Origin of the sequence: Methylobacterium oryzae (genome assembly GCF_036441375.1) — a bacterium.
Lineage (GTDB): Bacteria > Pseudomonadota > Alphaproteobacteria > Rhizobiales > Beijerinckiaceae > Methylobacterium > Methylobacterium oryzae_A.
In genome coordinates this window covers 174,426-199,411 of sequence record NZ_MLCA01000002.1, presented here as the reverse complement: position 1 = coordinate 199,411, position 24,986 = coordinate 174,426, and the positions used below count along the sequence as shown (strand labels likewise).

Below are 24,986 nucleotides of genomic sequence, written 5' to 3'. Positions count from 1 at the left end.
AGGCGCTCAGGCCCTATAGGTCGGGCACTCCTCCTCGGTCGCCGGACCTTCGGCGCAGATCTCCCAGTGCCTCCCACACGGGCAATGGGTCTCGGGGTCGACGGGCACGATGAGGTCGGATCTCATGCCGCTGGCCGCCCATGCGGCGTCGTGCTCGGCTAGGAGCTCATCGTCGGCCGGCATGCCCGCACACTCGGTATCGCCGTACCAGACGTCGGGGCTGACGTGTTCGCGCAGCCAGAGAATGATGGCCTTGAACGCCGGCCAGTCACCCCGGTGGTAGCCCCGTCCGAAATAGCGGACCCCGCTTTCGACCGTGACGGCCTGGACGTGAGGTGCCGGCCCATCGCCACCAAGGACCTGATACTTGTCCGGCCAAGCCCACCAGTTGTCGTCGAGCGCTAAGCCGGTGCAGAACGACCGGGCTGGCGTCGCATCCAGCCGTCTCTTCAGGTTCGCGAGGTCGATGGCGGTGAGTTCAGGAAGGTGGCGGCGGTACGCGACGATGCGGACATCCATGCCCATGTCAGGCCGCGCTCCTGTCTCGCCCGGGCCGAGCCGCGCCGGTGAGCTCGTGCCGGTGGGAGAGCGCCCGGACGGCGGCCGCCAGGATGGCCCGGCACTCCCGCCCAATTCCGTTACCGGGGGCGAGGTCCTCGCTCCACTCGCAGGGGCACTCGTCCTCGGGCCACTCGCGGAACAGACGCTCACCGTGGGGCCCGTTGTAGTCCGGCCAGAGGGAGGCGTGCCCGGTCAGGCCGCAGAGGCCCGACGAGACCCAGAACCCGGGGAGCGCCTCGGCGACGAACGCCCGCGCCGCGTCGATTGAGCGGGTGTACGGAGCCGGCCCCTCCGGCGGGTCGTAGACGCTCAGCGGGGTGCTGCGCAGGATCAGCTCCAGGTAGGCGTCGAGGGCCGGGTCCGGCGCACCACCATCCACCAGGGAGAGCTCGACCCGTCGCAGGTCGGCCCGGCGGCACGCGCGCTTGAGCGCATCCCTGTCGTTGTCGTCGACCGCGGCCTGAAGTTCGGCGAACAGGCGCACGTTCATGGAGGCCCACGCGGCCTCGGGGTCGTCCCGCTCGGCTATGTGCCGAAGGGCCTCGGCGTCCCAGCGCTTCCGGTCCGTCAGCAGGGTCATGCCACGCTCCTGTCCGACGCCTTGCCGGCAAACCTGGCGGTCGTTTCCACCAGGTGATTAAGCCAAGCCTGTCGGTGGACAGCCTCGGGCCGGACGCCGGGATGCCTGTCTCCCATGGCCTCAGCGATTTTCTCCAGGGGCGGGGGCGGGCTTCGGTACGACCCGACGACGTCCTCGACCGCTTCGCGCAGGCCGCGGAGGATCACGCTCTGCATGACGGACGCCTGCAGGTGAGCCTCCCTCGCGCCGGCGAACATGGCGGCCGCGTGAACCGTCCGCCAGAATGCGTCCTCGGCAGCCGGTTCCTGACGAACACGGAGTGGCCATCGTCATCCCTGACGAGCGCCCGCGTCTCCGTCTCAGCGGCGGCCGGGTTCTTCGCACGCCAGCGAGCCATCATCGCGAGTTGGGCTAGGCCCTCGGCATGGACGAGCAGGTCGTCCGCGGCTCGTTCGATGGCGTCCCGGGCGGCGGTTGCCTTGGCCATCCAGTCGTTGTCGGGCTTGGTCTTAGCCATGAAAGCCTCCCTCGTGCGGCCACGCCCACTGAATGGACATCGGCATGTCCCGGCCGAGGCGCGCTCGCTCCGCGCGGATGCGCCCCCGATTCCTGCGGCGGGCCCGGATGGACAAGGGCTTGCCGATGGCGGGACGGGCGGCCTTGTCCGCTTCGGCGTCGAGCCAAACGTCGGCGAACAGCCGCCAGGACGGGCGCACGTAGTCGCACTCCATGATCGCCCTGGCACGGGCCCGGTGCTCCTGCTCACGTCGCATGACCTCACGCCATGCCTGACCGTAGACCGCGCACTCGTAGTCGAGGGGATGCTCAGCCATGGAACGAGCTCACCTGCGGGAGGTCGGCGTCGCGGGTGATCCGAGCCTGTTCCGGGGGAGGCACAGGCGTGCAGCGGAGCGGCACCCCGATCTGCCTGTCCCACGCGTTGAAGTCGCGGGCGCAGCGGTGGCAGTAGTAGAGCTTGCCACCGACGACCATGAAGTCGTCCATCGTCCACTGCCTCTCCCCCTTGAGGGGTGCCTGACAGGCGGTGCGGTTGCAGGAGCCGTCCCTGAGCCCCTTGTCGGGCTTGCGGGGCTGATCGAGCGAGGCGAAGATCAGCCGCTCTTTCATGCCCGCCTCCGTGCGCGCTCGGCCGCCCGGCGCTGCTGGCGGTTAGCCTGAGGGTGGAAAGGGACCGTCTCCCCCAGCCAGGCGCACTCCACGATATCACCCACATCTCGGGCGGCGTGCCTCGCGACATGCACCGCATACGCGCGGGCGCCGATGCCTCTCAGCGGGATTGTCCTGCCCGCGACGGTGGTCTCGTTCGCCATGGTCAGGCGTCCTCCTCGATGACGGCGGGGACGTGGGGGCCGTACTCGGCCTCCATCGCGATGAGGGTCGCCCCGGCCTCGTCCGCATCGAGCTCGTCGAGGTGCAGGCGCATGTCCCGGGTAGTCTCCTCCAGGGCGGTCAGGAGATCGGGCCGGAACAGCAGGCGGGCCCCGACGGCGCGGAGCCATGCGGCCCGCATGTCGGCGGCTTCCCGCTTAGCGGCGGCCGCCTCGGCCTGAGCCTTCCGGAGCCTGTCATCGGACGCGGCCAGGAACAGCTTGAGGTGGCCGACCTGCTCGTCGGGCGTAGGCATGCCTGGGAGCCTACCGGCCTTGCGAGCTTCCGCCTCCAGGAAGTGGGCAGGCTCCTCAAACTCGGTGAAGACCTCGTCGATGCACTCCTCGCACAGCGGGCAGAGCCGGGCACGGTGGTCACCGCAGTCCTCGCAGCCGACCTCGGTCTCCTTCCACATGGAGACTGGCGACCAAGCCTTGCACTCCGGGCACTCGTAGCCGAGCTCGGCGTGCGGGTCCGGCCGGCGGGTTATGCGGACCTCGCCCATGATCACGCCTCCTCGGACGCGAGATCGGCCAGGTCGGCACGGACGATGTCGGCCATCACCTGAAGGGCGGCGCCGAGCAGCGCGACCGCGAAGGGGTTGGCGCCCTTGACCGGAACGACCCGCTGAACGCGGAAGGCCTCCCGGGCCTCCTTCGGCAGGCGCGCGTTCGGCGGCGGCATCAGGAAGATACAGTCACCGTCCCGGCGGCCGCGGCACCCGGGCAGGACGCGCTGAACAAAGGCGCTGGCAGCGTTGAAGCTGTTCAGGAAGAGGCCGAAGGTCTCGCCCTCCTCGAAGCCACCGAACTGAGCGAGGACATGCACACCCGCCTCTGGCGGCGCTGACTGCGCAGATCTCCATCGAGCCACTTCCGGAGTTGGGCCAACTGGTCGAGTTGCATCTCGCAGGTCGTCCGCATCAGCGGGGCGAGGAAGCCGGCCGTCATCTTGATGTCGATGGTCGTCTCGATGCGGGTATGGATGACCGGCCGCTCGCGTTCGGGTCTGCGGAAGTCGGAGGCCGAGAGCGCGACGAAGGAGCCAACGGGCTTCCCCGTGGCGTCCAACGCCCGAGCCCTGACCTGGCCGTAGCGGGGGGTGTAGTCGGAATCGGGGTGTGCGTCGGCCATGCGTCGTCCTCGCGGTAAGATCAGCGAGGAGTGCCGGGACAGCTTTGGCCGTGTGACCCGGCATGATGGGAGTGGACCCCACCACCGGCAGCCGCGCCCTCTCCATGGGCACGTGATCCGATTCTATGTGGAAACGCCGATTCGAGAAGACCGGTTCGACTTGACGCGGCGAGCGGCGTCCCCAATTCTGGTCCGACCGCTAAGTCGCGGCGTCCTCCCGGTGGGAGGGCGAACCCAGTGTCATCGTCACCTTTGGCGGCGGCTGGTCATCCTCCCGTCCGCGGGAGGGCAAACCCGTCACAGACGTGGGTTCAAGTGTAACTGTGACCTCCTCCTGCTTGCGGGAGGGCAGACAAGGCCCCGGCATCGTCCGGGGCCTTCTACGTTTCTGGGGGGCGCGCTATGCCGGGGGCATGCGTGTCGTCCTCCGCCCCGTCCCAACGCACCCTGATGCCGTCGGCACCGTCGATGGCGCCCCCCTGACATACGAGGGCCGGGTCCCGCATGTGGCTGGCCGCCCTGTCGAGCACGCCGCAATCGCCGAGGCGCTCTCCGACGCCGTCGAGGCAGCCGCCGGCGCCGTGTTCGGGGGCGACTATGTGAACCCGTTGTCGCGCGCGACGGGGCTGAATCGGAGGACGGTCACGAGGGACCGCGTGCTCCGGAACGGGCTGCCGGGGTGGGCGCTGGCGTTCCTCGCCCGCGCCGCCGCATACGAGCATCCCCGCGCCATGGGGTACATGCTGCAGGCCGCCGCGGAGATGTCAGAGCGGGGCAGTCTCGCGCAGGGTGATGCGCTCCCCGGCGTGCGCCCGCGCGACCGCGAGGATCTCGCCATCCTCGCCCGCTTGGGCCTGGAGGAGGCCCTAGAGCTCGTTGCGGTCGCCCGGGACGCCAAACGGAGCCCGGTTGTCGACAGGGAATAGAGGGCACCTGCACAGAACCGTTTGACGAGTTCTTAACAGACGGCCGGTAGTGTTCGCCGGATATGCGCCAGTGGCTCTCGCCCAGGCGTGTGGTGACGGAGACACCCCATGACCAAGATCGCGCCCGCGTTTGGCGTTCCCCCGACTTTGCGCCAACTCCTGAGCGGCACCGCCCTGTACGGCGGCTCGGTCTACCGCGACCTGTACTGCATTCTCGGCAATACATGGTCGGACCTCATCGTCGACGACCGGGACGGGTTGATCGAATCGGTCGGCGGCTCACGTACGATGGCCGAAATCCTACGCGGCATCTGGACTACCAGCGCGAGGATGCTCGACAACAAGCGCGGCCACAGCAGGTTGGACCTTCGGGTATTACACACAAACGTCCTGTGCTCCTGGACCGAGCTTCGGCGACTGCTTGACCAGCGGCCGGCCATCGACATCGATTTCGACTGGCAGCACGGCCTGCCGTGCCCGCTCGACGAGCTCCGGTGGCGGATGGCACATCATCTCCTGATGATGGGCGAGCAGTCCGCCGTCGGCGAAGTCGTGGGCGTCTGCTGGGCGTATGCCCGGCGCCCCGGCGAGGGGCAGGCCGAGATCCTGGCAGCGGCGACCGGTGCCGAGCTGGACGAGGGCGCGTACAGCCCGAGGCCGATTCCCGGTGGCGAGGACCTCGTCGACGTCCTCGCTCAGTGGCGAGAGCGCGGTCAGCAGGCCATCCTGGAAGCCGTCGCGCAGATGCGCGGCAGCATCCGCGAAGCCGTGGCGGAGGCCATCCAGGAGCGGCCCAAGCCCATGACGGTGCTCGCTGCGCTCCGGAAGCAGGCCGCCGAGGCCGAGCGGCCGGCTCCGGAGCCCGAGGGCCCCGGGCTCGTCGTGCTCGCGTCGGTCTCGCATTTGCCGGGGAGCGCCAAGGACGGCGAGAGCAAGACGACGAGCGCCTCGAACCCGCGCATTGAGTTCGCCCCCATCGCCGGGAAGCGGCTGCCCCTCGTCCCCGTGCCCGATCTCGCGCGCGTGCAGCGCGTCCTGGCGGGCGAGTTCCCCGATGCCGCGCAGATCATCACCAGCATCCTCGCGTCCCTCGCCGGGCGTCCCTACGTGCGCCTACCCCCGCTCCTCCTGCGAGGCGGACCCGGCACCGGCAAGTCGCGGCTGGCGCGCCGGCTCGGCGAGGAGCTCGGGCTGGCGGTGACCGTCTACGGCGCCGCCAGCGTAGCGGACGGCAGCTTCATCGGCACGTCGCGGCAATGGTCGACCGGCCGGGCCTGCGTGCCGCTGCAGGCGGTGAAGCGGCACGGGTTCGCCAGCGTCCTCGTGGTGGTCGACGAGATCTCCCGGGCTGGCACGCGGCTCGATAACGGCCGCCTCACGGACGGCATCCTCGCCCTCGCCGAGCCCGAGACCGCCCGCGCCTACCACGACCCGTACCTGGAGTGCGCCACTGACCTGTCGGGTGTCTCGTACATCGCCACGGCGAATTCCACGGAAGGCCTCGATCCGGCGTTGCTGAGCCGATTCCGGGTCGTGGACATGCCCGTGCCGACGCTCGCCTCCCTGCCCGTGCTCGCCCGCGGTCTCGTCGCCGAGCTACGTCGCGAGCGGGGCCTCGATGACCGGTGGCTGCCCGACCTGACGCCCGGTGAACTCGATCTCGTCGCGGAGCACTGGCGCGGTGGTTCCGTCCGGACCCTGCAGGCGCTCTGCGAGTGCGCCCTGGACGGCCGCCATGCCGGCCCGGCGAACTAGGGGGGGTGACCATGGATGCGCCCACCATCGTCCCCGTCGGCAGCCCCATCGTGGAGCTTTTCCTGGAGCAGGTCGCCTCGGCCGAGCAGGCCGGGCGGGTGACGCCGGCGATGGCCGTGACAGCGCGGGGCCGCCTGTACGACCTGCAGGCCAAGACCCGTCAGGGCGGCTTGCTGCCCCACGAGGCCGCCCGTCGCGCCGCGCAGGTCGTCAGCATGGCTGAGCGGGGTGTGCTTGATGTCGAATGACAACCCCCAAGCCGTCCTCCGCCGCATCCGGCTGGCGTGGTCGACGCGGCGGTCATGCGGGCTTCTCGCGGTCGCGGCGGGCCTACGCGTCGAGCGCGTCGTCGCCCTGGCGGCGGCGGGCCGCCTCTCGGCCGAGGACGCCCTGCGCATGTCGCTTGAGGTCGAGGCCGTCGCGCTTTGCCTGCCGCCGCTGCCGGCCGCGCCGTGTTAGACATCCACTGGCATCTAGTCCGACGCACTTGGTCGATCCGCGAGGCCGGCCGCGTCGTCGGGTACGTCTCCGCCCTCGCGCTCAGGGACGTCCGGTTCGTCGTCAGCGCCGCCGGCGTCGCCCGCATCAGGCGGCGCGGCCAGCGCGAGGTCGTCGCCTACGCCCGGGGCGCCCTCACCGAATCCAGGCCTGTCACCGACAGCGCGCAGCGGGTCCATTTCAACCCGTACGTCGCCGCCGCCTTTCTTCTCCCCGACGGCACGCCCATCGCGGCGGCCGCCTTCGTCGCCTTCCTCTCTGACGGTTCGTGCCGGGCCGTCCCCATCCCCTCGGAGGGTCCCCCATGCGTTTCCTGGCCGCCATCGCCGTGCTGATCAGCGCGGCCGTCCCCGCCGCCGCCGTCGAGCTCTGGCCGCAACCTGACACGGGCTGGCGATTCGCCCTGACCGTTCCGGCGGGCCCCGGCCGGGAGCGCTTCGGCTACGTCGACGCCGACCCGGCGCCCCCGGCCGGGTGGTCCGTCACCGTAACGTGCGGGCTTCAGGACGCCCGTACCGGACAGATTCTCTCCAAGGTCGTCGGGCGCGGCACGTCCAACCGCGGCGCGGCACTTGGCTTCGGAGGGCAATGGTCGTGGCCGAATGGAGCCCGCGCTTCGTTTGTGATCACGCAGACCCTACGCGAACCCGAAAGCCTCCGCCTGCCCGGCGAGTTCACGGCGCCGAAATGCCCGAGGCGGGGCATTGGCGACCTCAGCACGGGGGACTGACGCCCCAAACGCAAAGGGCCGGCCCGAGGGAATCGGGTCGGCCCAAACGTAGTGATTAGGCGTTCGCTACGGATTAGTTACGCCGCATTCCCGAACAGGTCGCGGTCGCCCTTTGGTATGAGCTTGGCCCACTTTCACCGCTTGGCGAGGAAGCTAAGCCCGAACGGGATGACACAGGTCTTACTGCAGGCCCGCTCGACGCGGCCAACGGTTCCAGCCGGACCTCCGACTCGAACACCCGGAACGTTTTTGGCCGGGGGCTATCCAGCGTCAGTCATCATTCTTGAGTTCGAAATAGCGGCACAGCCTTCTAGGATCACCTTTAAGCAGCGTTCAAAAATCACATCAAGACCGGGTCGGTGCCGCAACCGCTAACGGCTCGTAAGGGCAGCCCATGCCATGTCTATCCCATTGAACGGAGGCAGGCATGTTGAAGAAAGAGAGGAAACATGAGGAAATGGACGAAAGCATTAGAAAGTATGATGCGCGCCGAGCGCAGCGTTGGGAGGCCGTCGCCGAGGATGTTCGAAACGGTTCATGGGCGCGTCGCAAGGGATGGGATGATGGGCGCTACGTGTTCATTGATCATCGTGCCCACGAGAATGGGAAAAAATTTGGGGATCAATTCGACCTGTACTACGTTGATCCCGCAATCAGTGAAGTCTCTAGCACCGGATGTGGCAAGCGTTGGAAGACGATGCAAATAGACATTATGGCAGAAGACTGGGAAATCATTGCAAAAGAAGATTAAAATTCAACATATTTCGATACAGATATTTTATATTACAAATCGCGGCTACCTCTGGGTAAGAAAGTTACCAACTGCAGCTCAGCCATCGCTGAGAGAGTTGAAGCGCTGCTCGTCTGGTTATCGGCTTGCTTAATGTTGATCGCACTCAATATTTAACATAAACCGGCAGCAATCGGAGCAGTCGCTTCAGGGAATGTTAGGCTGTAAAGCAAACGGCCTCCCCCCCACCCAACGCAGGGGCGCACACGCGACAATGCCGCTCCCGAAAGCGGAAGCATACTCGGTGGCCAAGTCTAGGGTGTGAACTGAGTTCCAGGGAAGGCGTCGTGACGAACATCTCGTCGCTGGCGAAGTCGTAGGCTGGGTGCAGGACCTGGGCGACGAAGATCAGCCCGGCGACCAGAGCGACCGTCTCAGGAACACACGAGTGCGAGGGCCGGCCATCGCGACGATGGCTGTCATCCGCCTGTGCTCGGAGCGACGGAAGGCGACCACCGCTCCAAGTATGGCCGGCCAAAGGAACAGGATGCCGGCGAGCTCATTGGACCAAACGAGTGGTTCGTGGAACACGTAGCGACTGACCACTCCGGCGAGCAACACGCCGACCTCAGCCACCACCAACAGGGCGGCGGGGATCTCGACGAGCAGGCCGATGGCATTCTCGATCAGTCGCAACGCCGTGCGCGAGCGGGGGCGCGGATCTACCGGGACGTCGCTGGAGCCCACGGCGGCGGCGGGGATATAGACTTGCATGAGCCGGTCCTCCCTTTTTAGTCGGACGCTTGATTCTCGCCGACCTTAAGTACCGAGCCGTACCCGTCGTCCCAGGTGGACGACGGTCCCGTGGCGTCCGGACGCCGGCTCTTTATCGTCGTGGTCACCCGGCATGCGGGCTTGGAGGGCCACCTGCGGGTCGTCTCGTCGGCGGTTTGCCACCCGTGGTCGACGCCGGCCGCTCCTCCACCTCCGGTCGCCGCTTCGAATCGTCCGTTCGCCTCGCGACTTCCGGTTGGACGGCGTTGAGGTCGGACCTTTCCGATGAAGCGAGGTCGCAGTCGCCGGCGCCAGTCTCAGGTCCCGTTCAGGGCTCGGTACGAGCGCACGACTTTGCTGTCGTCTGCGCTGCCGTCACCCCGGCCCGAAGTCGACAGGAACAACTGGTGGGCCATCGCCGCCAAGGGCAGCGCCGCCCCGACGCCGCGTCCGGCCTCAAGCACGATGCCGAGGTCCTTGACGAAGATGTCCACCGCGCTCGTCACGCGGCGCTCGTCCTCAAGCATGCGCGGTCCGCGGTCGCACAGCATCCAGCTGGACGCCGACGAGCCCGAGAGGATGTCGAGCACCACCGAATGGTCGATCCCCACCTTCTCCGCCAATCCGAACGCCTCCGCGGCCACGGCGATATGCACGCCGCATAAGAGTTGGTTGACCGCCTTCGCCGTGGCGCCTTGTCCAGACTCGGTGCCGACGTGGAACAGCTTGTCGCCCAGGGCGCCGAGGATCGGCCTCACCACCTCCATCGTCACGGGCGGCGCGGCCGCCATGATCGTGAGCGTGCCGGCCGTGGCTCCGACGACGCCTCCGGACACAGGGGCGTCGACGAAGCGTCGGCCCAGCTCCAAGACCCGCGCCGCTAAGCCTTTCACCGCCCGCGGCGGGCAGGTCGCCATCAGCAGGACGACGCCGTCGGGAGCGAGGCGGTCCAGCGCGCCCCGCTCGAACAGCACGTCCTCGGCCTGGGCGGCGTTGACCACCATCAGGAGCAGCACGTCGGCGCCGTCGGCCGCCGCGATGAGATCCTCCGTGGGGACCCCGCCTGCGCTCGCCAGCGTGGCGCGGCTCTCGGGCCGGACGTCGTAGCCGCGGGTCGGGAAGACCGCGGTCACGAGGTAACGGGCCATGGGCATCCCCATCGCACCGAGCCCAACGAAGGCCACGGTCGGGCGGTTGGTGCCAGGTTCGTTCATAGCCATCCGCGGATGCTCCTTGCCATCGCCTCGGTGGAGAGGCCGTAGCGGTCGTGCAGCGTCGGCAGGGCGCCGGCGTCGGGGAATTCGTCGGGAAGGCCGACCTGCCGGAAGCCGCGCTCGGGCAGTACCCCGTTACGGAACAGGAGACCGGCCACGGCCTCGCCGAGGCCGCCCACCACCGTGTGGTTCTCGTCCACCACGACGAGGCGGCCGCCGCGGCGGACCTCCGCCAGGATAGAGAATTGGTTCGGCGGCGCCTTGGTAGCCCTGGCGGAGTTTTGCAGGCCGCAGTGTCCGTGGGCCTCGGCGAACCGGCTCGAAAATTTCACCTTGGGGGGCGGCCGTGGCGACGGCGGATTCGATGGTGGCGTAGCGCTGGCGGGTTTGGCGACCTGCGCTTCTAGGGCCAGGACCCTCTCGGCATAGCCCAGCAGGAGCCCCCGCAGCGCACCGGAGTCGTTGAGGCCGAGGACCGCCAGCGTCGTCCGGCTGCGAATCACCGCCTCAATGACGTTGAACGCCTTGATATAGCTGTGCTTCCAACTAAGGGCCCGCTCGCCGGTGAAGCCCGCGATCAGCAGGCTGAAGCCGTCCCGGTTCATGAGGAAGGCGCGGGTTTCGCGAGTGCCGCCGTTGCCGGTTGCAGCCTCACCGAACTCAGGCAGAGATTTCTGCCCGAGGAAAACGGGGCACCGCTCGATCAGCACGTCGATGGCGGCAAGGACGGTCGTGTGTGGGCGGCCGAGCTGGCAGGCGGCGTTTTTGCTGCTCACGACCGGCTGGCCGTTCGACAGTCCTAGGTCTAGCGAGGTCGGGACAGTGCGGGACCGGGCACCGGGGATAGGCCCTAGGCGCCAGCACGGACAGGAGGCTCAGCCGCAGCATCCAGACGTGACAAAAAAAGTCTCGTCGAGGGTCGGTTTTCGCTCTGATGGCCCTGGAGATATGCCTACGGCCACGTAACAGTACTCGACAGGAAATCGCTTCGGTCTCAGCCCTTGTCCGCCAACCCCGGCCTTTTCGACCATATCTCGGACGCTGCCCGGCGCTTCACCGTCCAGCGCGTGCGCGAGACCGGTGCCCCGCTCGACGCCACCGAGATCCAGTCTTTCCTGGTGGCCGCAGCGGACGCTTACGTCGCGGCGGGTGGTACCGGCGTCGATGAGGACATGCTGGCCGACGTCCTGCCGCGCGTAGCCCGTTACTGCGTCGGCATGGACGTCAGCCCCGGGAAGAAAACGGCGTCGAACGAGCTGCTGTTCCGCGCGGTCGAGCCGGACGTGCGGGCATGGACCGTCGCGCACCGCCGGGCCACGCGCGCCCCGGTCGACGCCACCGCGCTACGGGCCGCGGTCGTGGCGTTTGTCGAGGCTTACCGGTCGGTCCCCGGTCAGGCCCAAGACGACGACGGGCACGCCGAGCTGATCAAGCGGTGGGTCGCCTGGTACAGCCGCATGACGGCGGTCCGGCAGGAGAGCACGCAGAAGCCCGGCGCGACTTATCGTGCCCGACAGGAGGCCGATTTCGAAGTGCACCTGATCGTCTCGTGGGAGCGGCAGGTTGCGGAGCACGAGGGCCGCGCCCCGAAGCGCCTGTCTATCGACGCCATCACGGAAGCCCTGCACGGTACCGGTATGAAGCGGTCCGCCATCCGCGGGGCCATGGAAAGGCTTCGCGGCCGCCCCGAGCGGCAGGCCCACATCGACGCCCTGCCCGGTACGGCCCGCGACCTGGTCGAGGCCTTGGAGACTTCCGGCCTCCCTAAAAACCGCCTGACGGTCGTGCGCACGGACGCCTTGGCGGCGAAGCTATGGCCGGCCACGATGAACACGGCGACGAAGCGCAAGCATCGCCAACGCCTACGGCAGGCCGCTGCCGAGATCACCGCGGCGCCCATCGACCTGCACGTCGTCGTCCTCGGCGAGGTGACGCTCGTGGGTCGCGGCCGCCGCCTGCCGGACGGTCCTGACGCGTTCGCAGCCGCGGTCGTCCGCCAGGGCAAGGTCCGTCAGATCCCGGGTGGCCTGCTCGCCCGTCGTCAGGGTGACTGGGGTACGCCGGAGGGTCAGGACGCACAGGCCTTGTGTCGCGTCGTTGCCTCGCACGCGGGCGACGAAGACATGCAGCGCGTCCTCGTGCAGGCCGGTCTCGCCGACGCCTGCGAGGATTTTATGCGTGTTAGCGGCTCCTACGCCGACGCCTGCCACAGGGACACGGAGGAGTGGTGCCGGGTCGTCGAGGAGCGCGCCGTCGGGCCGCTCGCGGGAATCGTCGCCGAGGCTTCAGGACAGGCCACCGAGGCCGTAACCCGGGTGCGCGGCCTGATCGAGCGGGCGCGTCAGGATGGCCTCGGCGCCGCCTGGGACGCCTACGTGGCCGAGGGCACGTCCTACGCTTACCGCCTGCATCGTGCCGAGGCCGCCCCTGTTCGCGAACGCCTGCGCCGCATCGGCGCTGCCCTGGCGACGGCCCCGACACCCGAGGCTTGGGAGGCGACCATGCTGCTCGCCTTGAGCTCAGGGCGTCCCGGCCGGCGCCCCTTGAACATCGCCCTGCCGCCGGAGCGTCGCCGCCCCGACCGCGCCGCCGCCACCACGAGCTACAAGAAGATGGACCTCTCGCTCAAGACCACGGTCCTCGAAGCCTCGAAGAAGTTCGTCCCGCGGCACACCGAGCGCACGGTGCTTTCGAGGTGGCTGGAGACAGAGGTGTCCAAGAACTGGCGCATCAACAACATCCGGCCGGCCGCCGACGACCTCATGCTCGCGTACCTTGGGCTGACACCCGAAGAGGCCAGGGGCATGGAAAAGCGGCCCCTCGTCCCAGGCGCCGGCACGGTCGAGGACGCCATGGAGGGCCTGCGCCGCATCCTCAGGAACTGGGGCGGGATGATCGCTCAAGCCGACGCCGAGCTCGACGGTGCTCTCCGCGGCTCGCTCGTCTGGGCCGGTCAGGCCCTAAGGGCGCACGGTTATGAGGCATATGTCATCGCCGCCGGAATTCCCCACGTCATCGTCGATGGTCTGCGCTCGTACGAGGGGACCGTGACCCTGCGGGCGGAGCTGGCGAACGAAGTTGAGTTCTGCGCCTGGGTGCTCGGACAGGCCGCCGCCGAGACCAGCGCCGCGGCCTGACGCGAGGTTTGTCCGTGCGTGGTGGCCTTCGCGCGCGAAGCAACATGAAGACTACGAGGGATCGCCCACGGGCTTGCGGATGTTCTGAGGCAGGCGATGGAGGAGATCGTCGAGCGTCGCGGCGTCGCGCAGCCTATGGTTGAGTGCGCTCTTATACAGCGCCTCGGGCTGACCCGTCAGGTCCGAAAGGGCACGCGCGGCCTGTCGTCGAGGAAGACCTGTCAGCAATCGCTGTCACACATGCGATTTATCTTCAAACGAGGGCCTACAACTGCAGCTACTTAACGTCAGAAAATCCTGACATGAACTGCCGAGCAGCATGAAGCGCGAAATATGACATATCAGCAAATCCTGACACGCTATAATGCTTAAGTTGGTTGAGCGTCAACCGAACGCTGAGGTTGCTGTCATAATAACCTGACTATCGCTGCCGCGCTAAGCGGAAGTCTATGGCCTACGGTGTCAGAAATCTTAGACAGCACCATCAGCGTCTAATGCTTCAGGGGAGCGAATGGGTGTGACGCTGCGCCTTCTGATCGGATGCGCTTCTGAAGAAGCGTTCAGGGGCGGCTCGCTCAAAGATAGAGCTACCTGTATTTCGTTCCTGTACCGCTCGGCTACTTCGCGTAGACGCTCAATATGTTTGAAAGGCGGCGTCCCTCGAAACTGCATAGTTTTCGGATCCGTCTCCTCCCAGCGTCGAAGTTGCTTCTGATCGACTCCAAGCTCATTGGCTGCGCGACCGTGCCAAGTCGATCCCCAAATAGCTGTGGCCAAAACGCGTATCTGAACAATGGCAGGCAAGCGTGGAGCTCGCAGCAGCGGAGGTTGATATCTGGTCGCGCGTATCGGACCAAAGTACGCATGTTGATTGATGTCGTCTGCAGTCTCGTGGTCATCAGCGGCTGACCCATTCTTCAGCCATCTTAATCCCCCCATCCAGTCAACCATATCCAGTTGGCCTGGGAGAAATTCGGTCTGCACCCGTGGCTTGCTGGGCCTCTTCGCCATCACCTACGCCTAAAAAAATCTGGATCGACGTTCTACAACAGCGGCTATGGGGCACCGAGTCTGAAAGAGGTGGACGGTTAAAAGAAGTCTGCGAAGCGCGATGGCTGAGCTTCTTCGAGACAGCCTCGAAGGCCGACGTCACTATGACAAGGCGCTTCCGCGTTAGATTCTGCATCCAGTCCCTCGGTATCGTCGGCACGCGTTGCTCCACCGCAATGTCCTGCGGACGAATTGGGCACAGGCGACAGAAGAGCTGACTCGGGCCTCAGACGTGGCCGAGGCGGTCTGGCTGGCGATGAGCGGGATGCGCGTGGCCGAGGTCACGGCGTTGAGGCAGATGTCGAGTTTCACCAGGCCGAGACGCTCCTTCACGGCGTCCGCGATGCGGTAGCAGATGTCGAGCGCGTACCCGACCGGCTTCTGGTTGCCGTCGAGGAAGGAGAGCGGCACCGAGGCGTCCCTGAACCTCAAGGTGATCATTCACGGACGTGACGGCCCAGGCGGACGCGGCGAGGCCGCCGAGGACGGCGCGGCGGGGAAGCGGCATGGGCGCGAGCCTTCCATCGATGTTTGTCCCTGTTTCGAGAAGGGGAGACTCAGGCTGGGGCCTTCTCCACTTGGTAGCGGAGCCAGACCATCCCGCCGTCGAGGGTCTCCGTGTGGACGTGGCGAAGCGCCTGGCCAGCACCCGGCCGTTCGTCGGCCTCGCCCGCGTACTCGAAGATAGTCTGGACGCCGGCCAAGCCGTCGACGGCCGGGTGGATGAGCACGCTGATTTCGTCGAGGAGCCCAGCCTTCAGGAAGGCGCCGTTGATGGCCGCGCCGCCTTCCAGCAGGAGGGTCTCGACCCCGAAGGTGTCGCCAAGCGCGTCCATGGCCTTGGCGAGGTCGCGACCGTCCGGCCCGGCGAACACGTACGAGACGCCGTCCTCGCGCAGCTCGGCGAGGTAGGCGTCGGGCACACCCTCCGAAAGCACGGCGACGGCGTGGTCGCCGAGGAGGTGGTCCTTCCCGTAACGGACCTTGCCGTGCGGGTCGATGGCGACCGCGAGGTCCCGGTCCCCCCGGTCGCCGACGAACGGCTCTCGCGAGGAAATACCGGGCCCCTTGACCGTCCGGGCCTTCCCCTTCGAGATCTCCTGCATGGTCACGCGCCCGCACATCCAGCCCTGGGCGCCGAACTTGGCGGAGACCTCGTCGTAGTGCTTGCGGAGCCGTCCGGCATCGACGCCGGCGGCCGGCACGGTGAAGCGGCTCGGATGCAGCTTGCCGTCGACGGACGCCACCATGTGGCAGATGATCCTCGGACGCATCGGCGTTCCTCCGTTCAGGCAGCTTCCGGCATGCCGCCGAGGAGCTTGTCGAGGGTCACCGGGTAATCCCGGACCCGCACGCCGGTTGCGTTGTGGACCGCGTTGGCCACCGCGGCGGCGGCTCCCGAGATCCCGAGCTCGCCGACGCCCTTGGCCTTGAGCGGAGAGGCGGCAGGGTCGATCTCGTCGAGGAAGGACACCTGCAGGTCCGGGATGTCGGCGTGGACCGGCACCTCGTAGCCGGCGAGGTCGTGGTTCACGAAGAAGCCCCGCCTCGCATCGACGGCGAGCTCCTCCATCAGCGCCGCGCCGATGCCCATGGTCATCCCGCCGATGATCTGGCTGCGGGCGGCCTTGGGACTGAGGATGCGGCCCGCCGCGCAGACCGCCAGCATGCGCCGCACCCGCACCTCTGCGGTGTCGACGTCCACGCCGACCTCGACGAAGTGGGCGCCGAAGGTTTGCAGCGCGAACCACTCGGCGAGGTCGCCGTACTCGACGCCGTCCTCGGCCACGAGCTCGCCCCCGGCGGCCGCCCGGACGAGCGGCTCGCTCCGGTTGCCCGCGCGGACCTGGCCGTCCTCGAACACCGCGTCCGTGGCGTTGAACCCGAGCCGCCGGGCCACGGCCTCGCGCAGCTTCACGCAGGCGGCGTAGACGCCGGCGGTCGAGGAGGCGGCGCCCCACTGCCCGCCCGAGCCGGGGGACTCCGGATAGGCCGAATCCCCCAACCGGACCACGACCCTGTCGAGCGGCAGGCCCATCATCTCGGCGGCGGTCTGGGCGATGATGGTGTAGCTGCCGGTGCCGATGTCGGTCATGTCGGTCTCGACCGTGACCATGCCACGGCCGTCGAGGCGGACCCGGGCGGCGGACCTCATCACGGGCGCGCCGCGGATCGCGGAGGCCATGCCCATTCCGACGAGCCAGCGCCCGTCGCGAACCTGGCCGGGCTTGGCCACGCGCCGTTCCCAGCCGAAGAGTTCTGCGCCCCGGCGGAGGCACTCGACCAACTGCCGCCGCGAGAAGGGTCGCCTCGGGTTCTCCGGATCGACCTGGGTGTCGTTCAGGACGCGGAAGGCGACGGGGTCCATCCCCAGCCGCTCCGCCATCTCGTCCATGGCGATCTCAAGCGCCATCATCCCGGGGGCCTCGCCCGGGGCCCGCATGGCGCCGCCCTCGGGCAGGTCGAGGCGCGCCAGGTGCATGCGCATCAGCCGGTTGGGCCCTGCGTAGAGCAGGCGGGTCGGCTCCGTCGCGGTCTCGGGCGGGCCATCGGGCAGGTTGCCGGACCAGCTCTCATGGCCGATGGCGGTGATCCGCCCGTCCGGGCCCGCCCCGATGCGGATGCGCTGGATGGTGGCCGGACGGTGGGTCACGTTGTTGAACATCAGCGGACGCGGCAGCGACACCTTCACCGGGCGCCCCGCCGCGCGGGCGCCGAGCGAGGCGAGCACGGCGTCGGACAGGATCGTGCCCTTGCCGCCGAAGCCGCCGCCGATGAAGGGCGAGACGAGGCGGACATTCCCCTTGGCGATGCCGAGCGTCTTGGCGATGTCCCGCACGCCCCAGTTCATCTGCTGGATGGCGGTCCAGAGGGTGAGGCGGTCCCCGTCCCAGGACGCCACGGTGGCATGGGGCTCCATCATCGCGTGGGCGTGGTCGGGCGTGCCGTAACTCTCGTCGATCCTGACCGGCGCCGTGGCGAAGGCCGCCTCGAAGTCGCCGGCCTTCGCCTCCGGCGAGACGAAGGGGCCGGCCTTCGGCGCGACGGCGGTGTCCTTCGCCGCCGCGAGGTCGAAGACGCCCTCGGACCGGACGTAATCCACCCGGACCAGTGCGGCCGCGGCGCGGGCCTGCTCGAAGGTCTCGGCGACGACCAGCGCAACGGCCTGGTGGTAGTGGTCCACGTCCGGTCCGGCGAGCGCTCGGGCGACATAGAAGGCGCCGCGGTCGAGCTTGCCCGCGTTCGCCGCGGTCACGACCGCGAGCACGCCTGCCGCCGCTTCGGCCCGGGACACGTCCATGCCGGCTATGCGGCCCTTGCCGATCCCGGCGCCGACGACGTAGCCGTATGCGAGCCTGGACTGCGGATCGTGCCAGTCATTGGCATAGGGGGCGGTGCCGGTCGTCTTGCGCGGGCCGTCGATCCGGTCGGTCGGCTTGCCCACGACCTTGAGCCGGTCGATGGGGTTGGCGCCCGCGGGGGTGTCGAACTTCATGGATCAGGCCCTCGCCTGGTGGAGCACCGCGCCGAGGGTCCGCTCGGCGAGCTTCAGCTTGAACGCGTTCTCGTGGGTCGGCCTGGCACCTGCCAGCACGCCCTCGGCGACCGCCCGCGCGCCCCGGGGCAGGTCGGCCTCGGCCGCCTCGACCCGCCAGGGCTTGTGCGCCAGGCCGCCGAAGGCGACCCGGCCCGTTCCGTCCGGCCGGACGACCGCGGCGACCGAGACCAGCGCGAAGGCATAGGACGCCCGGTCGCGAACCTTGCGGTAGACGTGCGCCCCGCCGAGCGGCTTCGGCAGCGTCACCGCGGTGACGAGTTCGCCGGGCCTGAGCGTCGTGTCGAGTTCGGGCCGCTCGTCGGGCAGCCGGTGGAAATCGGCCATCCCGATCCTGCGCCGGGTACCCTCGGCGTCGACGGTCTCGACCGTGGCGTCGAGTATGCGCATGGCCACAGCCATGTCGCTCGGGTTCGTGGCGATGCAGGCCTCGCTCGATCCGACGACCGCGAGTTGCCGGCTGACCCCGTCGAGCGCGGCGCAGCCCGAGCCCGGCCGGCGTTTGTTGCAGGGTTGGGCGGTGTCGTAGAAGTACGGGCAGCGCGTCCGCTGGAGCAGGTTTCCGGCGGTGGTCGCCCTGTTACGGAGCTGCCCGGAGGCGCCCGCCAGGAGCGCGCGGGAGAGCACGGCGTAGTCCTTCCGGACGCGCGCGTCGGCCGCGAGGTCGGTGTTGCTGACCAGGGCCCCGATGCGCAGGCCGCCCTCGGGCGTCGGCTCGATCCCGTCGAGGCCGAGCCCGTTGACGTCGACGAGGTGCGCCGGCGTCTCGACCTGCAGCTTCATCAGGTCGAGGAGGTTGGTGCCGCCGGCGATGAACCTGGCGCCGGGCGTGCTCGCCGCGGCGGCCGCCGCCTCGGCCGGGGTGCCCGGGCGCTCGTAGGTGAAGGGCTTCATCCGCGGGCTCCCTCGTGGACCTCGCGGATGGCCGCGACGATGTTCGGGTATGCGCCGCAGCGGCAGATGTTGCCGCTCATGCGCTCGCGCACCTCGTCCTCGGAGAAGGCGACCTTGCCCAGGTCCGCGGTCGCGTGGCTCGGGATGCCGGCCTCGATCTCCCTCAGGACCGCGACGGACGAGCAGATCTGGCCCGGCGTGCAGAAGCCGCACTGGAAGCCGTCGTGCCTGATGAAGGCGGCCTGCATCGGGTGCAGGTCGCCCGGCTGGCCCAGCCCCTCGATGGTGGTGATCTCGGAGCCCTGGTACATCACGGCGAGCGTCAGGCAGGCGTTGATCCGGCGGCCGTCGACGAGCATCGTGCAGGCCCCGCACTGGCCGTGGTCGCAGCCCTTCTTGGACCCGGTCAGGTGCAGGTGCTCGCGCGCGGCGTCGAGCAGGCTGGTGCGGGTGTCGAGTTCGAGCTCGCGGCGCTCGCCGTTCACCGTGAGGCCGACCTTGGCCATCACGGGCTGCTCGCCCCCGGCGGGCCGGGCCGAGGTGCCCGTGGGCATGGCGGCCATGGCGGTGGCGGCCGAGGCGCAGGCCATCAGGTCCCTCCGATTGAGCTCGAAATCTTTCGGTCGTCGCATCGTGGTCTCCGAGCCTGCCCGCTGGAGGCACGGCGCCCGGGAAAGCCCCGGCACCTTGGATGACCTGCAAGGTAGCGGTGCCGGCACGTGGCGATTAGGCGCTCAAACCGGCATGAGGCTATGAACCATGCTTATGGATCGGGCTGGACGTGCCGCTTCCCGTGAGCGAGGCTCGCGGGCCGTTCCCGTTCGACGGGGCACGGTCCCGGGACATCGATGCTGCGTGAGAACCTGACCGACCTGCTCAACTTCGCGACCGTGGCCCGGGAGGGCAGCTTCACCCGCGCCGCGACGCGCCTGGGCGTGACCCAGTCGGCGCTGAGCCACGCCGTGAACGGCCTGGAGGGGCGGCTCGGCCTGCAGTTGCTGAACCGCTCGACGCGCAGCGTGACGCCGACCGCGGCCGGCGAGCACCTGCTGCGCGTCGTCGGCCCCCAGTTCGAGGGCCTGGAGGCCGATCTCGCGGCCCTGACCGAGCTCCGGGACAAGCCGGCGGGCACGGTCCGCATCACCGCATCCGAGCACGCGGCCGAGATGGTCCTGTGGCCGGTCCTGGAGAGGCTGCTGCCGGACTACCCCGACATCAACGTCGAGGTGGTCAGCCACGACGGGCTTACGAACATCGTGGCCGAGCGCTTCGACGCCGGCGTGCGGCTCGGCGAGGAGGTCGAGAAGGACATGGTGGCGGTTCGCATCGGCCCCGCCATGCGCATGGCCGTCGTCGGTTCGCCCGCCTATCTCGACACCCGCCCCGCGCCGGAGCGACCGGAGGACCTGACGGCCCACCGCTGCATCAACCTGCGTCGCCTGACGCGCGGCGGGAACTTCCCCTGGGAGTTCGAGAAGGCGGGGGTCGGGCTCGACGTCCGGGTGGAGGGGCAGGTCGCGCTCACCAGCCTGCACCTGGCCCGGGGCGCGGCCCTGGCGGGCGTCGGGTTGGCCTACCTCCCGGACGACCAGGTCCTGGCCGACGTGGAGGCGGGCCGCCTCGTGCGGGTGCTGGGGGACTGGTGCGACCCGTTCCCGGGCTACCACCTCTACTACCCGAGCCGCCGCCAGGCCTCGCCGGCATTCGCTGTCTTGGTCGAGGCCTTGCGTTACCGGGGCTGAGGCGCGCCAGGGTTCGCCGATGGTCATCCGGCGAGCATGGCCGCATCCATGCGCGGCACGCCGGATCGAGATGGCCGAATCCCGACGGATTCGCGGTCCAACCTGATCGGCTCGGCAGGGAGAAGGACCGCCCAGGGTGGCAGGCGGGCTTCGGCGCCGCGCCTGGAAGCTGACCACCAGCCCTCGACCGAGGCCGCATGGGAATGCGCTAAAGTGCTCTCACGAAGCGTACGAAGGCCGCGAGCGCCGGATCGCGGCGATGGCTCCGAGGGAAGTTGATGCGGGGTCCGTCAAACTCCAGCGGCCAGTCGTCCAACAGGGTGGTGAGCTCACCGCGCTCGACATGATGGGCAACGAACTCCTCGAAGGTGAACAAGACGCCGTTTCCAGCGATGGCTGCGGCGACCTGGATGTCGCTTGAGGTGGTTATCAGCCGCCCTTCCGGCCGCACCCTGATCCGTTCGCCATCTCGCTCGAATTCCCAGACGGCCACACGTCCGCTCGGGAACAGGTGCCCGATGCCCGCATGGGCTTCCAGTTCCGCCGGATGGCGTGGCGTGCCGTATGCGGCCAGATACGCCGGGGACGCCACGCCAACATACCGCTGACGCCTCGGTCCGATTGGCACTGCCATCATGTCGGCTGCGATGTGCTCGTCGTAGCGGATGCCAGCGACGCATCCCGCTTCCATGACGTCGACCAAGCCTTCGGTCACGCTGATCTCAAGTCGGATGCGAGGATGGGCGGCGAGAAAGGCGGCGGCGATCGGGGGGAGGATGTGGCGTGCGACGACGCCGGGCACATCGAGCTTCAGCGTGCCGCCCGGCTCACCACCGGGCGTCAGGTCGTCGTAGGCCACCGCGATTTCCGTCAGGGCGGGACGCAGCCTTTCCAGGAGCCGCTGACCAGCCTCCGTCGGCACGATGCTCCTGGTGGTTCGATTGAAGAGGCGGACGCCCGTCGCCTGTTCCAGCCGCTGGACGGCATCACTGAGTGAGGAGGCCGAAACGCCATGGCGTTGCGCGGCGGCCCGAAAACCTCCGGCATCGGCGACCCGCATGAACGAACCCAGGTCATTGAGGTCGGCACCTGCCATTGTCCGGCTCCGCGAACGCCTCGTTCGTGCGTGTGCGTCTTATCGGACAATAGGTCGATGGCCTACTGCATTCTCTGGAGCCCCGCCGATGGGGTTCATGAATGGAGGGTGCAATGGAGACGCGTCGTCTCGGCCCGAACGGGCCGATGGTGTCGGCAATCGGCCTCGGCTGCATGGGCATGTCGGAGTTCTACGGCCACAGTGACCGTGCCGCCGCCCTTGCCACGATCTCGGCGGCAATCGAGGCGGGGGTCACCCTGTTCGACACGGGCGACTTCTACGGCATGGGCCACAACGAATTGCTCTTGGCCGAGGGCCTGCGCGGTAAACGCGGCAGGGCTTTCATCCAGGTAAAGTTCGGCGCCCAGCGAGGGCCGGACGGCGCGTTCGTCGGGACCGACGCGCGCCCTTCCGCCGTGAAGACCGCGTTGGCCTACTCGCTACGGCGTCTCGGGACCGACCACGTCGATCTCTACCAGACGGGTCTCGACCCGGCCGTCCCGGTCGAGGACACGGTCGGGGCCATAGGAGACCTCGTGCGGCAGGGTTACGTCCGGCACGTCGGCATCACCAACGTCGATGCCGCGACCTTGCGGCGGGCCCACGCGGCGCATCCGGTCACGGCGCTGCAATTCGAGTATGGGCTCATGTCCCGCGACATCGAAAGCGAGGTGTTGCCGACCTGCCGAGAGCTCGGCATCGGTGTCACGGCCTACGGCGTCCTCGGCCGGGGCCTTCTGACGGGCAGTTCGGGAAGCGGCGCGGGCGACTTCCGGGCGACCGTCTTCCCACGTTTCCAAGGGGTGAACCGGGCTCGCAACGGAGAGCTTGCGGGCGCGCTGCACCAAGTCGCGCGGACTTACGGGATCACGATCGCGCAGGCGGCCATCGGTTGGGCTGCAAGCCAGGGCGACGACATCGTCCCCCTGGTCGGCGCTCGCACGCCGGAGCGTCTGACTGAAGCGTTGGCATCGCCCTTACGGCTGTCGCCTGAAACCCTGTCGGCCATTGACAAGTCGGTTCCGCAAGACGCGGTTCGCGGGAGCCGTGAGATGATCGCGCACGGTTGAGCAGGAGCGAGCGCGGAGATCAGGCCGACAACCGGTTCGCGCTCCGCCGGTCGATCTTCCATCCATGGCGGCCATGCCGCGCCACTCCAACAGGCGGCCCGCCAGCGGACATCCCCGAGGCCGCTCGGGATCGGAAGCCGATGCCTGCTCGACCCGGCAGGATGCGCAAGGACCGGGATCGTCAACGATTTCCAAAAAGGGGCAGCGCTTTGGCGAAAGCCCCGGCGCGGAAGATGGTCGCGCCCCGGCCACCATCGCCGTCGCTCGTCACGATGAGGAGCTCATCGGTGCCCAGCCTGAGCGCCATGCTGGTGGTGCGCAGGTGGTGGCCCTCGTCCCGGCCCGGCAGCAGCACCTGCCCGATGGGGATGCCTTTCGGATTGAACACCATGACGCGTCCCTGCCCGTAGAGGGCGACGTAGAGGTTGTCCGAGAGCGCCATGTCCTTGACCTCGGAGAAGCGGATGATCCCCGCGTTGTTGACGAGGATGTCCAGCCCGCCGAGCGCCTCGACGGCCTTTCCGACGGAGGCCCCGACCGCGTCCGGGTCGGCGCTGTCGGCCTGGATGGCGACGCCGCGGCGGCCCTGCTCCTCGACGGCGCGAACGACGCCCGCGGCGGCGTCCGCCGACTTCTCGTAGGTGATGGCCACGTCGGCCCCCTCGGCGGCCAGGGCCTTGGCGATTGCGGCGCCGATGCCGCGGCTCGCGCCGGTGACGAGGGCGCGCTTTCCTTGAAGTGACATCGTCGTTCTCCTCAGTTGGGGATTGCCTTGGGTCGTCCGGCCGGCTGGTCCGGTCATGGCTTCTCGAAGTTCAGTTCTCCGAGGAAGTCCATCTTCCCGAGATCGACTCCGTTGTGGCGGAGGATCACGTAGATCATGGCGAGGTGGAAATAGACGTTGGGTATGGTGATCTGCAGCACTTAGTCCTTGGCCGCGAGGGTTTTTCCCGGCGCCCACGGAAGCGTGATCTTTCGTTCGGCGGCTCCGCCGTAAGCATGTGCTTCGACGCCCTCGATGAACGAGAGGGTCTTCGCGACGCGGGTGCGCAGTTCCGGGAACGTCGTCTCGGTGTCGTCGTGCCGGGGCGGCGCCAGGCCGGCGAGCCGGGCCCCCGCCTTCACGTAGTCGCAGGCGCTGGTGACCTGGTAGGCGAGCGGCGCCATGTCGGGGGCGAGGCGCGCGGAGGCCAGCACGCCGGCGTCGAACTTCCGCTCCGTGGCATGCTCCTCGGCCTTGTCGAGCCAGGCGTCGACGAGCCTCAACGTGCTGGCGCATTGGGAGACGACGTCGTGGTACATCGGATGCTCTCCGTCGATTGGGCGGGGCGCCTCAGAAGAAGGCGTAGCGGGCCGCTTCCGTGAGGGTCGCGGTGGCCTGGACGTACGGGGACGAGCCGTGGCTCAGGCGCGCCACCCCGAGCTCCGCGAGGCGGCGCTGCGCCGGCACGCCCTCGCCGGTCAGGACGTTGACGGGCAGGCCGGCGCCCTCGACGGCGCGACCGATCAGGCGCTCGTCGCGCAGGCCCGGGACGAAGAACCCGGAGGCGCCGGCCTCGCGGTAGGCCTCGGCCCGATCCAGCGCCTCCCCGATGGCCACCTCCGGGTCGGGACCGCGGCCCAGGAACAGGTCGGTCCGGGCGTTGATGAAGAGCGGGAGGCCGAGGTTGTCCGCGGCCTCGCGGATGGCCGCGATCCGGCGCGCCTGCCGGTCGATGGGGTAGAGGCCGGGCCCCTGGACGACGCGGTCCTCGAAGTTGATTCCGACGGCGCCGAGGGCCACGAGCCGCGAGACGTTCGCGGCGAGTTCGTCCTCGTCCTCGGCGTAGCCGCCCTCGAAGTCGACCGTGAGAGGCGCGTCGACGACGGCGGCGATGCGCGCCGCGACCCGCTCGACCTCGGCGAGCGGGATGATCTCGCCGTCGCGGTAACCCTGCGCCTCGGCGACCGCCCAGCTGCTGGTGGCGATGGCCTTGGCGCCCGCCCCCAGCACGGCCTTCGCCGAGCCGGCATCCCAGACGTTGTAGAGGATCAGCGGCGAGCCGGTGGCGTGCAGCGACGCAAACAGCTTGGCCTTCTCGACCTGTGTCATGACGAACTCCTGGTTTTCTGGGGGGACGAAGGACGGGCGGTATGGCCCGACCAGTGGAG

Annotated in this window: 26 protein-coding genes and 5 pseudogenes; 10 read left to right on the top strand and 21 right to left on the bottom strand. The window is 68.6% G+C overall.

Annotated elements, in window-relative coordinates; all coding sequences use genetic code 11:
• Positions 1–6: 6 nt before the first annotated feature.
• The 8 genes from MOTC310_RS09365 to MOTC310_RS09330 all read right to left on the bottom strand — a co-directional run bounded on the left by MOTC310_RS09365 (position 7) and on the right by MOTC310_RS09330 (position 3,358).
• Entirely contained in the window at positions 7–525 is a 519-nt protein-coding gene (locus MOTC310_RS09365; protein WP_091778654.1) for a hypothetical protein, read from the bottom strand.
• 1 nt (position 526) lies between these two features.
• The gene (locus MOTC310_RS09360; RefSeq protein ID WP_091778652.1) at positions 527–1,141 is read right to left on the bottom strand and encodes a hypothetical protein; all 615 of its coding nucleotides are present in this window, start codon (positions 1,139–1,141) and stop codon (positions 527–529) included.
• Positions 1,138–1,356, bottom strand: a complete 219-nt coding sequence (locus MOTC310_RS09355; protein ID WP_091778650.1) for a hypothetical protein — start codon at positions 1,354–1,356, stop codon at positions 1,138–1,140. The genes MOTC310_RS09360 and MOTC310_RS09355 overlap by 4 nt, the downstream gene beginning before the upstream one ends.
• Positions 1,344–1,658 (bottom strand): hypothetical protein, encoded by a 315-nt coding sequence (locus tag MOTC310_RS09350; protein WP_331301576.1) that lies wholly within the window; start codon positions 1,656–1,658, stop codon positions 1,344–1,346. The genes MOTC310_RS09355 and MOTC310_RS09350 overlap by 13 nt, the downstream gene beginning before the upstream one ends.
• Positions 1,651–1,974, bottom strand: coding sequence for a hypothetical protein (locus MOTC310_RS09345; RefSeq protein ID WP_331301575.1), 324 nt, complete (start codon positions 1,972–1,974; stop codon positions 1,651–1,653). Before MOTC310_RS09345 ends, MOTC310_RS09350 begins: the two co-directional genes overlap by 8 nt.
• The gene (locus MOTC310_RS09340; protein WP_091778646.1) at positions 1,967–2,269 is read right to left on the bottom strand and encodes a hypothetical protein; all 303 of its coding nucleotides are present in this window, start codon (positions 2,267–2,269) and stop codon (positions 1,967–1,969) included. The genes MOTC310_RS09345 and MOTC310_RS09340 overlap by 8 nt, the downstream gene beginning before the upstream one ends.
• A gap of 205 nt (positions 2,270–2,474) precedes the next feature.
• Positions 2,475–3,035 carry a TraB/GumN family protein gene (locus MOTC310_RS09335; RefSeq protein WP_091778642.1) on the bottom strand — a complete coding sequence of 187 codons (561 nt, stop codon included), beginning with the start codon at positions 3,033–3,035 and terminating at the stop codon, positions 2,475–2,477.
• Positions 3,036–3,037: 2 nt separating this feature from the next.
• Positions 3,038–3,358 (bottom strand): hypothetical protein, encoded by a 321-nt coding sequence (locus MOTC310_RS09330; protein WP_091778639.1) that lies wholly within the window; start codon positions 3,356–3,358, stop codon positions 3,038–3,040.
• A gap of 718 nt (positions 3,359–4,076) precedes the next feature.
• Here MOTC310_RS09330 and MOTC310_RS09325 point away from each other — a divergent pair.
• The 7 genes from MOTC310_RS09325 to MOTC310_RS09295 all read left to right on the top strand — a co-directional run bounded on the left by MOTC310_RS09325 (position 4,077) and on the right by MOTC310_RS09295 (position 8,323).
• Positions 4,077–4,589 (top strand): hypothetical protein, encoded by a 513-nt coding sequence (locus MOTC310_RS09325; RefSeq protein WP_139174038.1) that lies wholly within the window; start codon positions 4,077–4,079, stop codon positions 4,587–4,589.
• Positions 4,590–4,697: 108 nt separating this feature from the next.
• Positions 4,698–6,344: an AAA family ATPase gene (locus MOTC310_RS09320; RefSeq protein ID WP_331301574.1), complete on the top strand. Its 1,647-nt coding sequence runs from the start codon at positions 4,698–4,700 to the stop codon at positions 6,342–6,344.
• A gap of 11 nt (positions 6,345–6,355) precedes the next feature.
• Positions 6,356–6,592, top strand: coding sequence for a hypothetical protein (locus MOTC310_RS09315; RefSeq protein ID WP_091778630.1), 237 nt, complete (start codon positions 6,356–6,358; stop codon positions 6,590–6,592).
• Complete coding sequence (locus tag MOTC310_RS09310; RefSeq protein ID WP_091778628.1) at positions 6,582–6,803, top strand: hypothetical protein; 222 nt, start codon at positions 6,582–6,584, stop codon at positions 6,801–6,803. The genes MOTC310_RS09315 and MOTC310_RS09310 overlap by 11 nt, the downstream gene beginning before the upstream one ends.
• Positions 6,797–7,177, top strand: coding sequence for a hypothetical protein (locus MOTC310_RS09305; RefSeq protein WP_175543978.1), 381 nt, complete (start codon positions 6,797–6,799; stop codon positions 7,175–7,177). Before MOTC310_RS09310 ends, MOTC310_RS09305 begins: the two co-directional genes overlap by 7 nt.
• Complete coding sequence (locus MOTC310_RS09300; RefSeq protein WP_091778624.1) at positions 7,147–7,572, top strand: hypothetical protein; 426 nt, start codon at positions 7,147–7,149, stop codon at positions 7,570–7,572. Before MOTC310_RS09305 ends, MOTC310_RS09300 begins: the two co-directional genes overlap by 31 nt.
• Positions 7,573–7,999: 427 nt before the next feature.
• Positions 8,000–8,323, top strand: a complete 324-nt coding sequence (locus tag MOTC310_RS09295) for a Thoeris anti-defense Tad2 family protein (RefSeq protein WP_091778623.1) — start codon at positions 8,000–8,002, stop codon at positions 8,321–8,323.
• 387 nt (positions 8,324–8,710) lie between these two features.
• On the opposite strand, the gene MOTC310_RS09290 is transcribed toward MOTC310_RS09295, so the two are convergent.
• The 4 genes and pseudogenes from MOTC310_RS09290 to MOTC310_RS09275 form a co-directional block, all read right to left on the bottom strand.
• The gene (locus MOTC310_RS09290) at positions 8,711–9,076 is read right to left on the bottom strand and encodes a TRAP transporter small permease (RefSeq protein WP_419539881.1); all 366 of its coding nucleotides are present in this window, start codon (positions 9,074–9,076) and stop codon (positions 8,711–8,713) included.
• Between the two features lie 317 nt (positions 9,077–9,393).
• Positions 9,394–10,296, bottom strand: a complete 903-nt coding sequence (locus MOTC310_RS09285; protein WP_091778622.1) for an NAD(P)-dependent oxidoreductase — start codon at positions 10,294–10,296, stop codon at positions 9,394–9,396.
• Positions 10,287–10,529: pseudogene (locus MOTC310_RS09280) on the bottom strand (transketolase C-terminal domain-containing protein); the annotation flags it as partial. The gene MOTC310_RS09285 and the pseudogene MOTC310_RS09280, both read right to left, overlap by 10 nt.
• A gap of 279 nt (positions 10,530–10,808) precedes the next feature.
• A pseudogene (locus MOTC310_RS09275) lies at positions 10,809–11,066 on the bottom strand (Rha family transcriptional regulator); the annotation flags it as partial.
• Between the two features lie 225 nt (positions 11,067–11,291).
• Here MOTC310_RS09275 and MOTC310_RS09270 point away from each other — a divergent pair.
• Positions 11,292–13,427 carry a hypothetical protein gene (locus tag MOTC310_RS09270; protein WP_331301573.1) on the top strand — a complete coding sequence of 712 codons (2,136 nt, stop codon included), beginning with the start codon at positions 11,292–11,294 and terminating at the stop codon, positions 13,425–13,427.
• Positions 13,428–14,720: 1,293 nt separating this feature from the next.
• On the opposite strand, the pseudogene MOTC310_RS09265 reads toward MOTC310_RS09270, so the two are convergent.
• From MOTC310_RS09265 to paoA, 5 genes and pseudogenes are all read right to left on the bottom strand, one after another.
• Positions 14,721–14,915, bottom strand: a pseudogene (locus MOTC310_RS09265) (amino acid ABC transporter substrate-binding protein); the annotation flags it as partial.
• Between the two features lie 119 nt (positions 14,916–15,034).
• The gene (locus tag MOTC310_RS09260) at positions 15,035–15,751 is read right to left on the bottom strand and encodes a RibD family protein (RefSeq protein ID WP_091778614.1); all 717 of its coding nucleotides are present in this window, start codon (positions 15,749–15,751) and stop codon (positions 15,035–15,037) included.
• Between the two features lie 14 nt (positions 15,752–15,765).
• Positions 15,766–17,973, bottom strand: a complete 2,208-nt coding sequence (gene paoC, locus MOTC310_RS09255) for an aldehyde oxidoreductase molybdenum-binding subunit PaoC (RefSeq protein WP_091778612.1) — start codon at positions 17,971–17,973, stop codon at positions 15,766–15,768.
• Positions 17,974–17,976: 3 nt separating this feature from the next.
• Positions 17,977–18,927, bottom strand: a complete 951-nt coding sequence (locus tag MOTC310_RS09250) for an FAD binding domain-containing protein (RefSeq protein WP_091778610.1) — start codon at positions 18,925–18,927, stop codon at positions 17,977–17,979.
• Positions 18,924–19,559 carry an aldehyde dehydrogenase iron-sulfur subunit PaoA gene (paoA, locus tag MOTC310_RS09245; RefSeq protein WP_331301572.1) on the bottom strand — a complete coding sequence of 212 codons (636 nt, stop codon included), beginning with the start codon at positions 19,557–19,559 and terminating at the stop codon, positions 18,924–18,926. The genes MOTC310_RS09250 and paoA overlap by 4 nt, the downstream gene beginning before the upstream one ends.
• A gap of 216 nt (positions 19,560–19,775) precedes the next feature.
• On the opposite strand from paoA, the gene MOTC310_RS09240 reads away from it, so the two are divergent.
• Complete coding sequence (locus tag MOTC310_RS09240; RefSeq protein WP_091778606.1) at positions 19,776–20,669, top strand: LysR family transcriptional regulator; 894 nt, start codon at positions 19,776–19,778, stop codon at positions 20,667–20,669.
• A 208-nt stretch (positions 20,670–20,877) separates the two neighbouring features.
• Here the strand turns inward: MOTC310_RS09240 and MOTC310_RS09235 are convergent, their stop codons facing one another.
• Positions 20,878–21,765 carry a LysR family transcriptional regulator gene (locus tag MOTC310_RS09235; protein WP_091778604.1) on the bottom strand — a complete coding sequence of 296 codons (888 nt, stop codon included), beginning with the start codon at positions 21,763–21,765 and terminating at the stop codon, positions 20,878–20,880.
• 113 nt (positions 21,766–21,878) lie between these two features.
• Between MOTC310_RS09235 and MOTC310_RS09230 the strand changes: the two genes are divergently transcribed.
• On the top strand, positions 21,879–22,835 hold the full coding sequence (locus MOTC310_RS09230; protein ID WP_175543977.1) for an aldo/keto reductase: 957 nt from the start codon (positions 21,879–21,881) through the stop codon (positions 22,833–22,835).
• A 427-nt stretch (positions 22,836–23,262) separates the two neighbouring features.
• Here MOTC310_RS09230 and MOTC310_RS09225 read toward each other — a convergent pair.
• From MOTC310_RS09225 to MOTC310_RS09215, 3 genes and pseudogenes are all read right to left on the bottom strand, one after another.
• Positions 23,263–23,580: pseudogene (locus MOTC310_RS09225) on the bottom strand (SDR family NAD(P)-dependent oxidoreductase); the annotation flags it as partial.
• A gap of 53 nt (positions 23,581–23,633) precedes the next feature.
• Positions 23,634–24,137, bottom strand: a pseudogene (locus MOTC310_RS09220) (DUF1993 domain-containing protein).
• Between the two features lie 31 nt (positions 24,138–24,168).
• The gene (locus MOTC310_RS09215) at positions 24,169–24,927 is read right to left on the bottom strand and encodes an isocitrate lyase/PEP mutase family protein (protein ID WP_091778600.1); all 759 of its coding nucleotides are present in this window, start codon (positions 24,925–24,927) and stop codon (positions 24,169–24,171) included.
• Positions 24,928–24,986 lie beyond the last annotated feature (59 nt).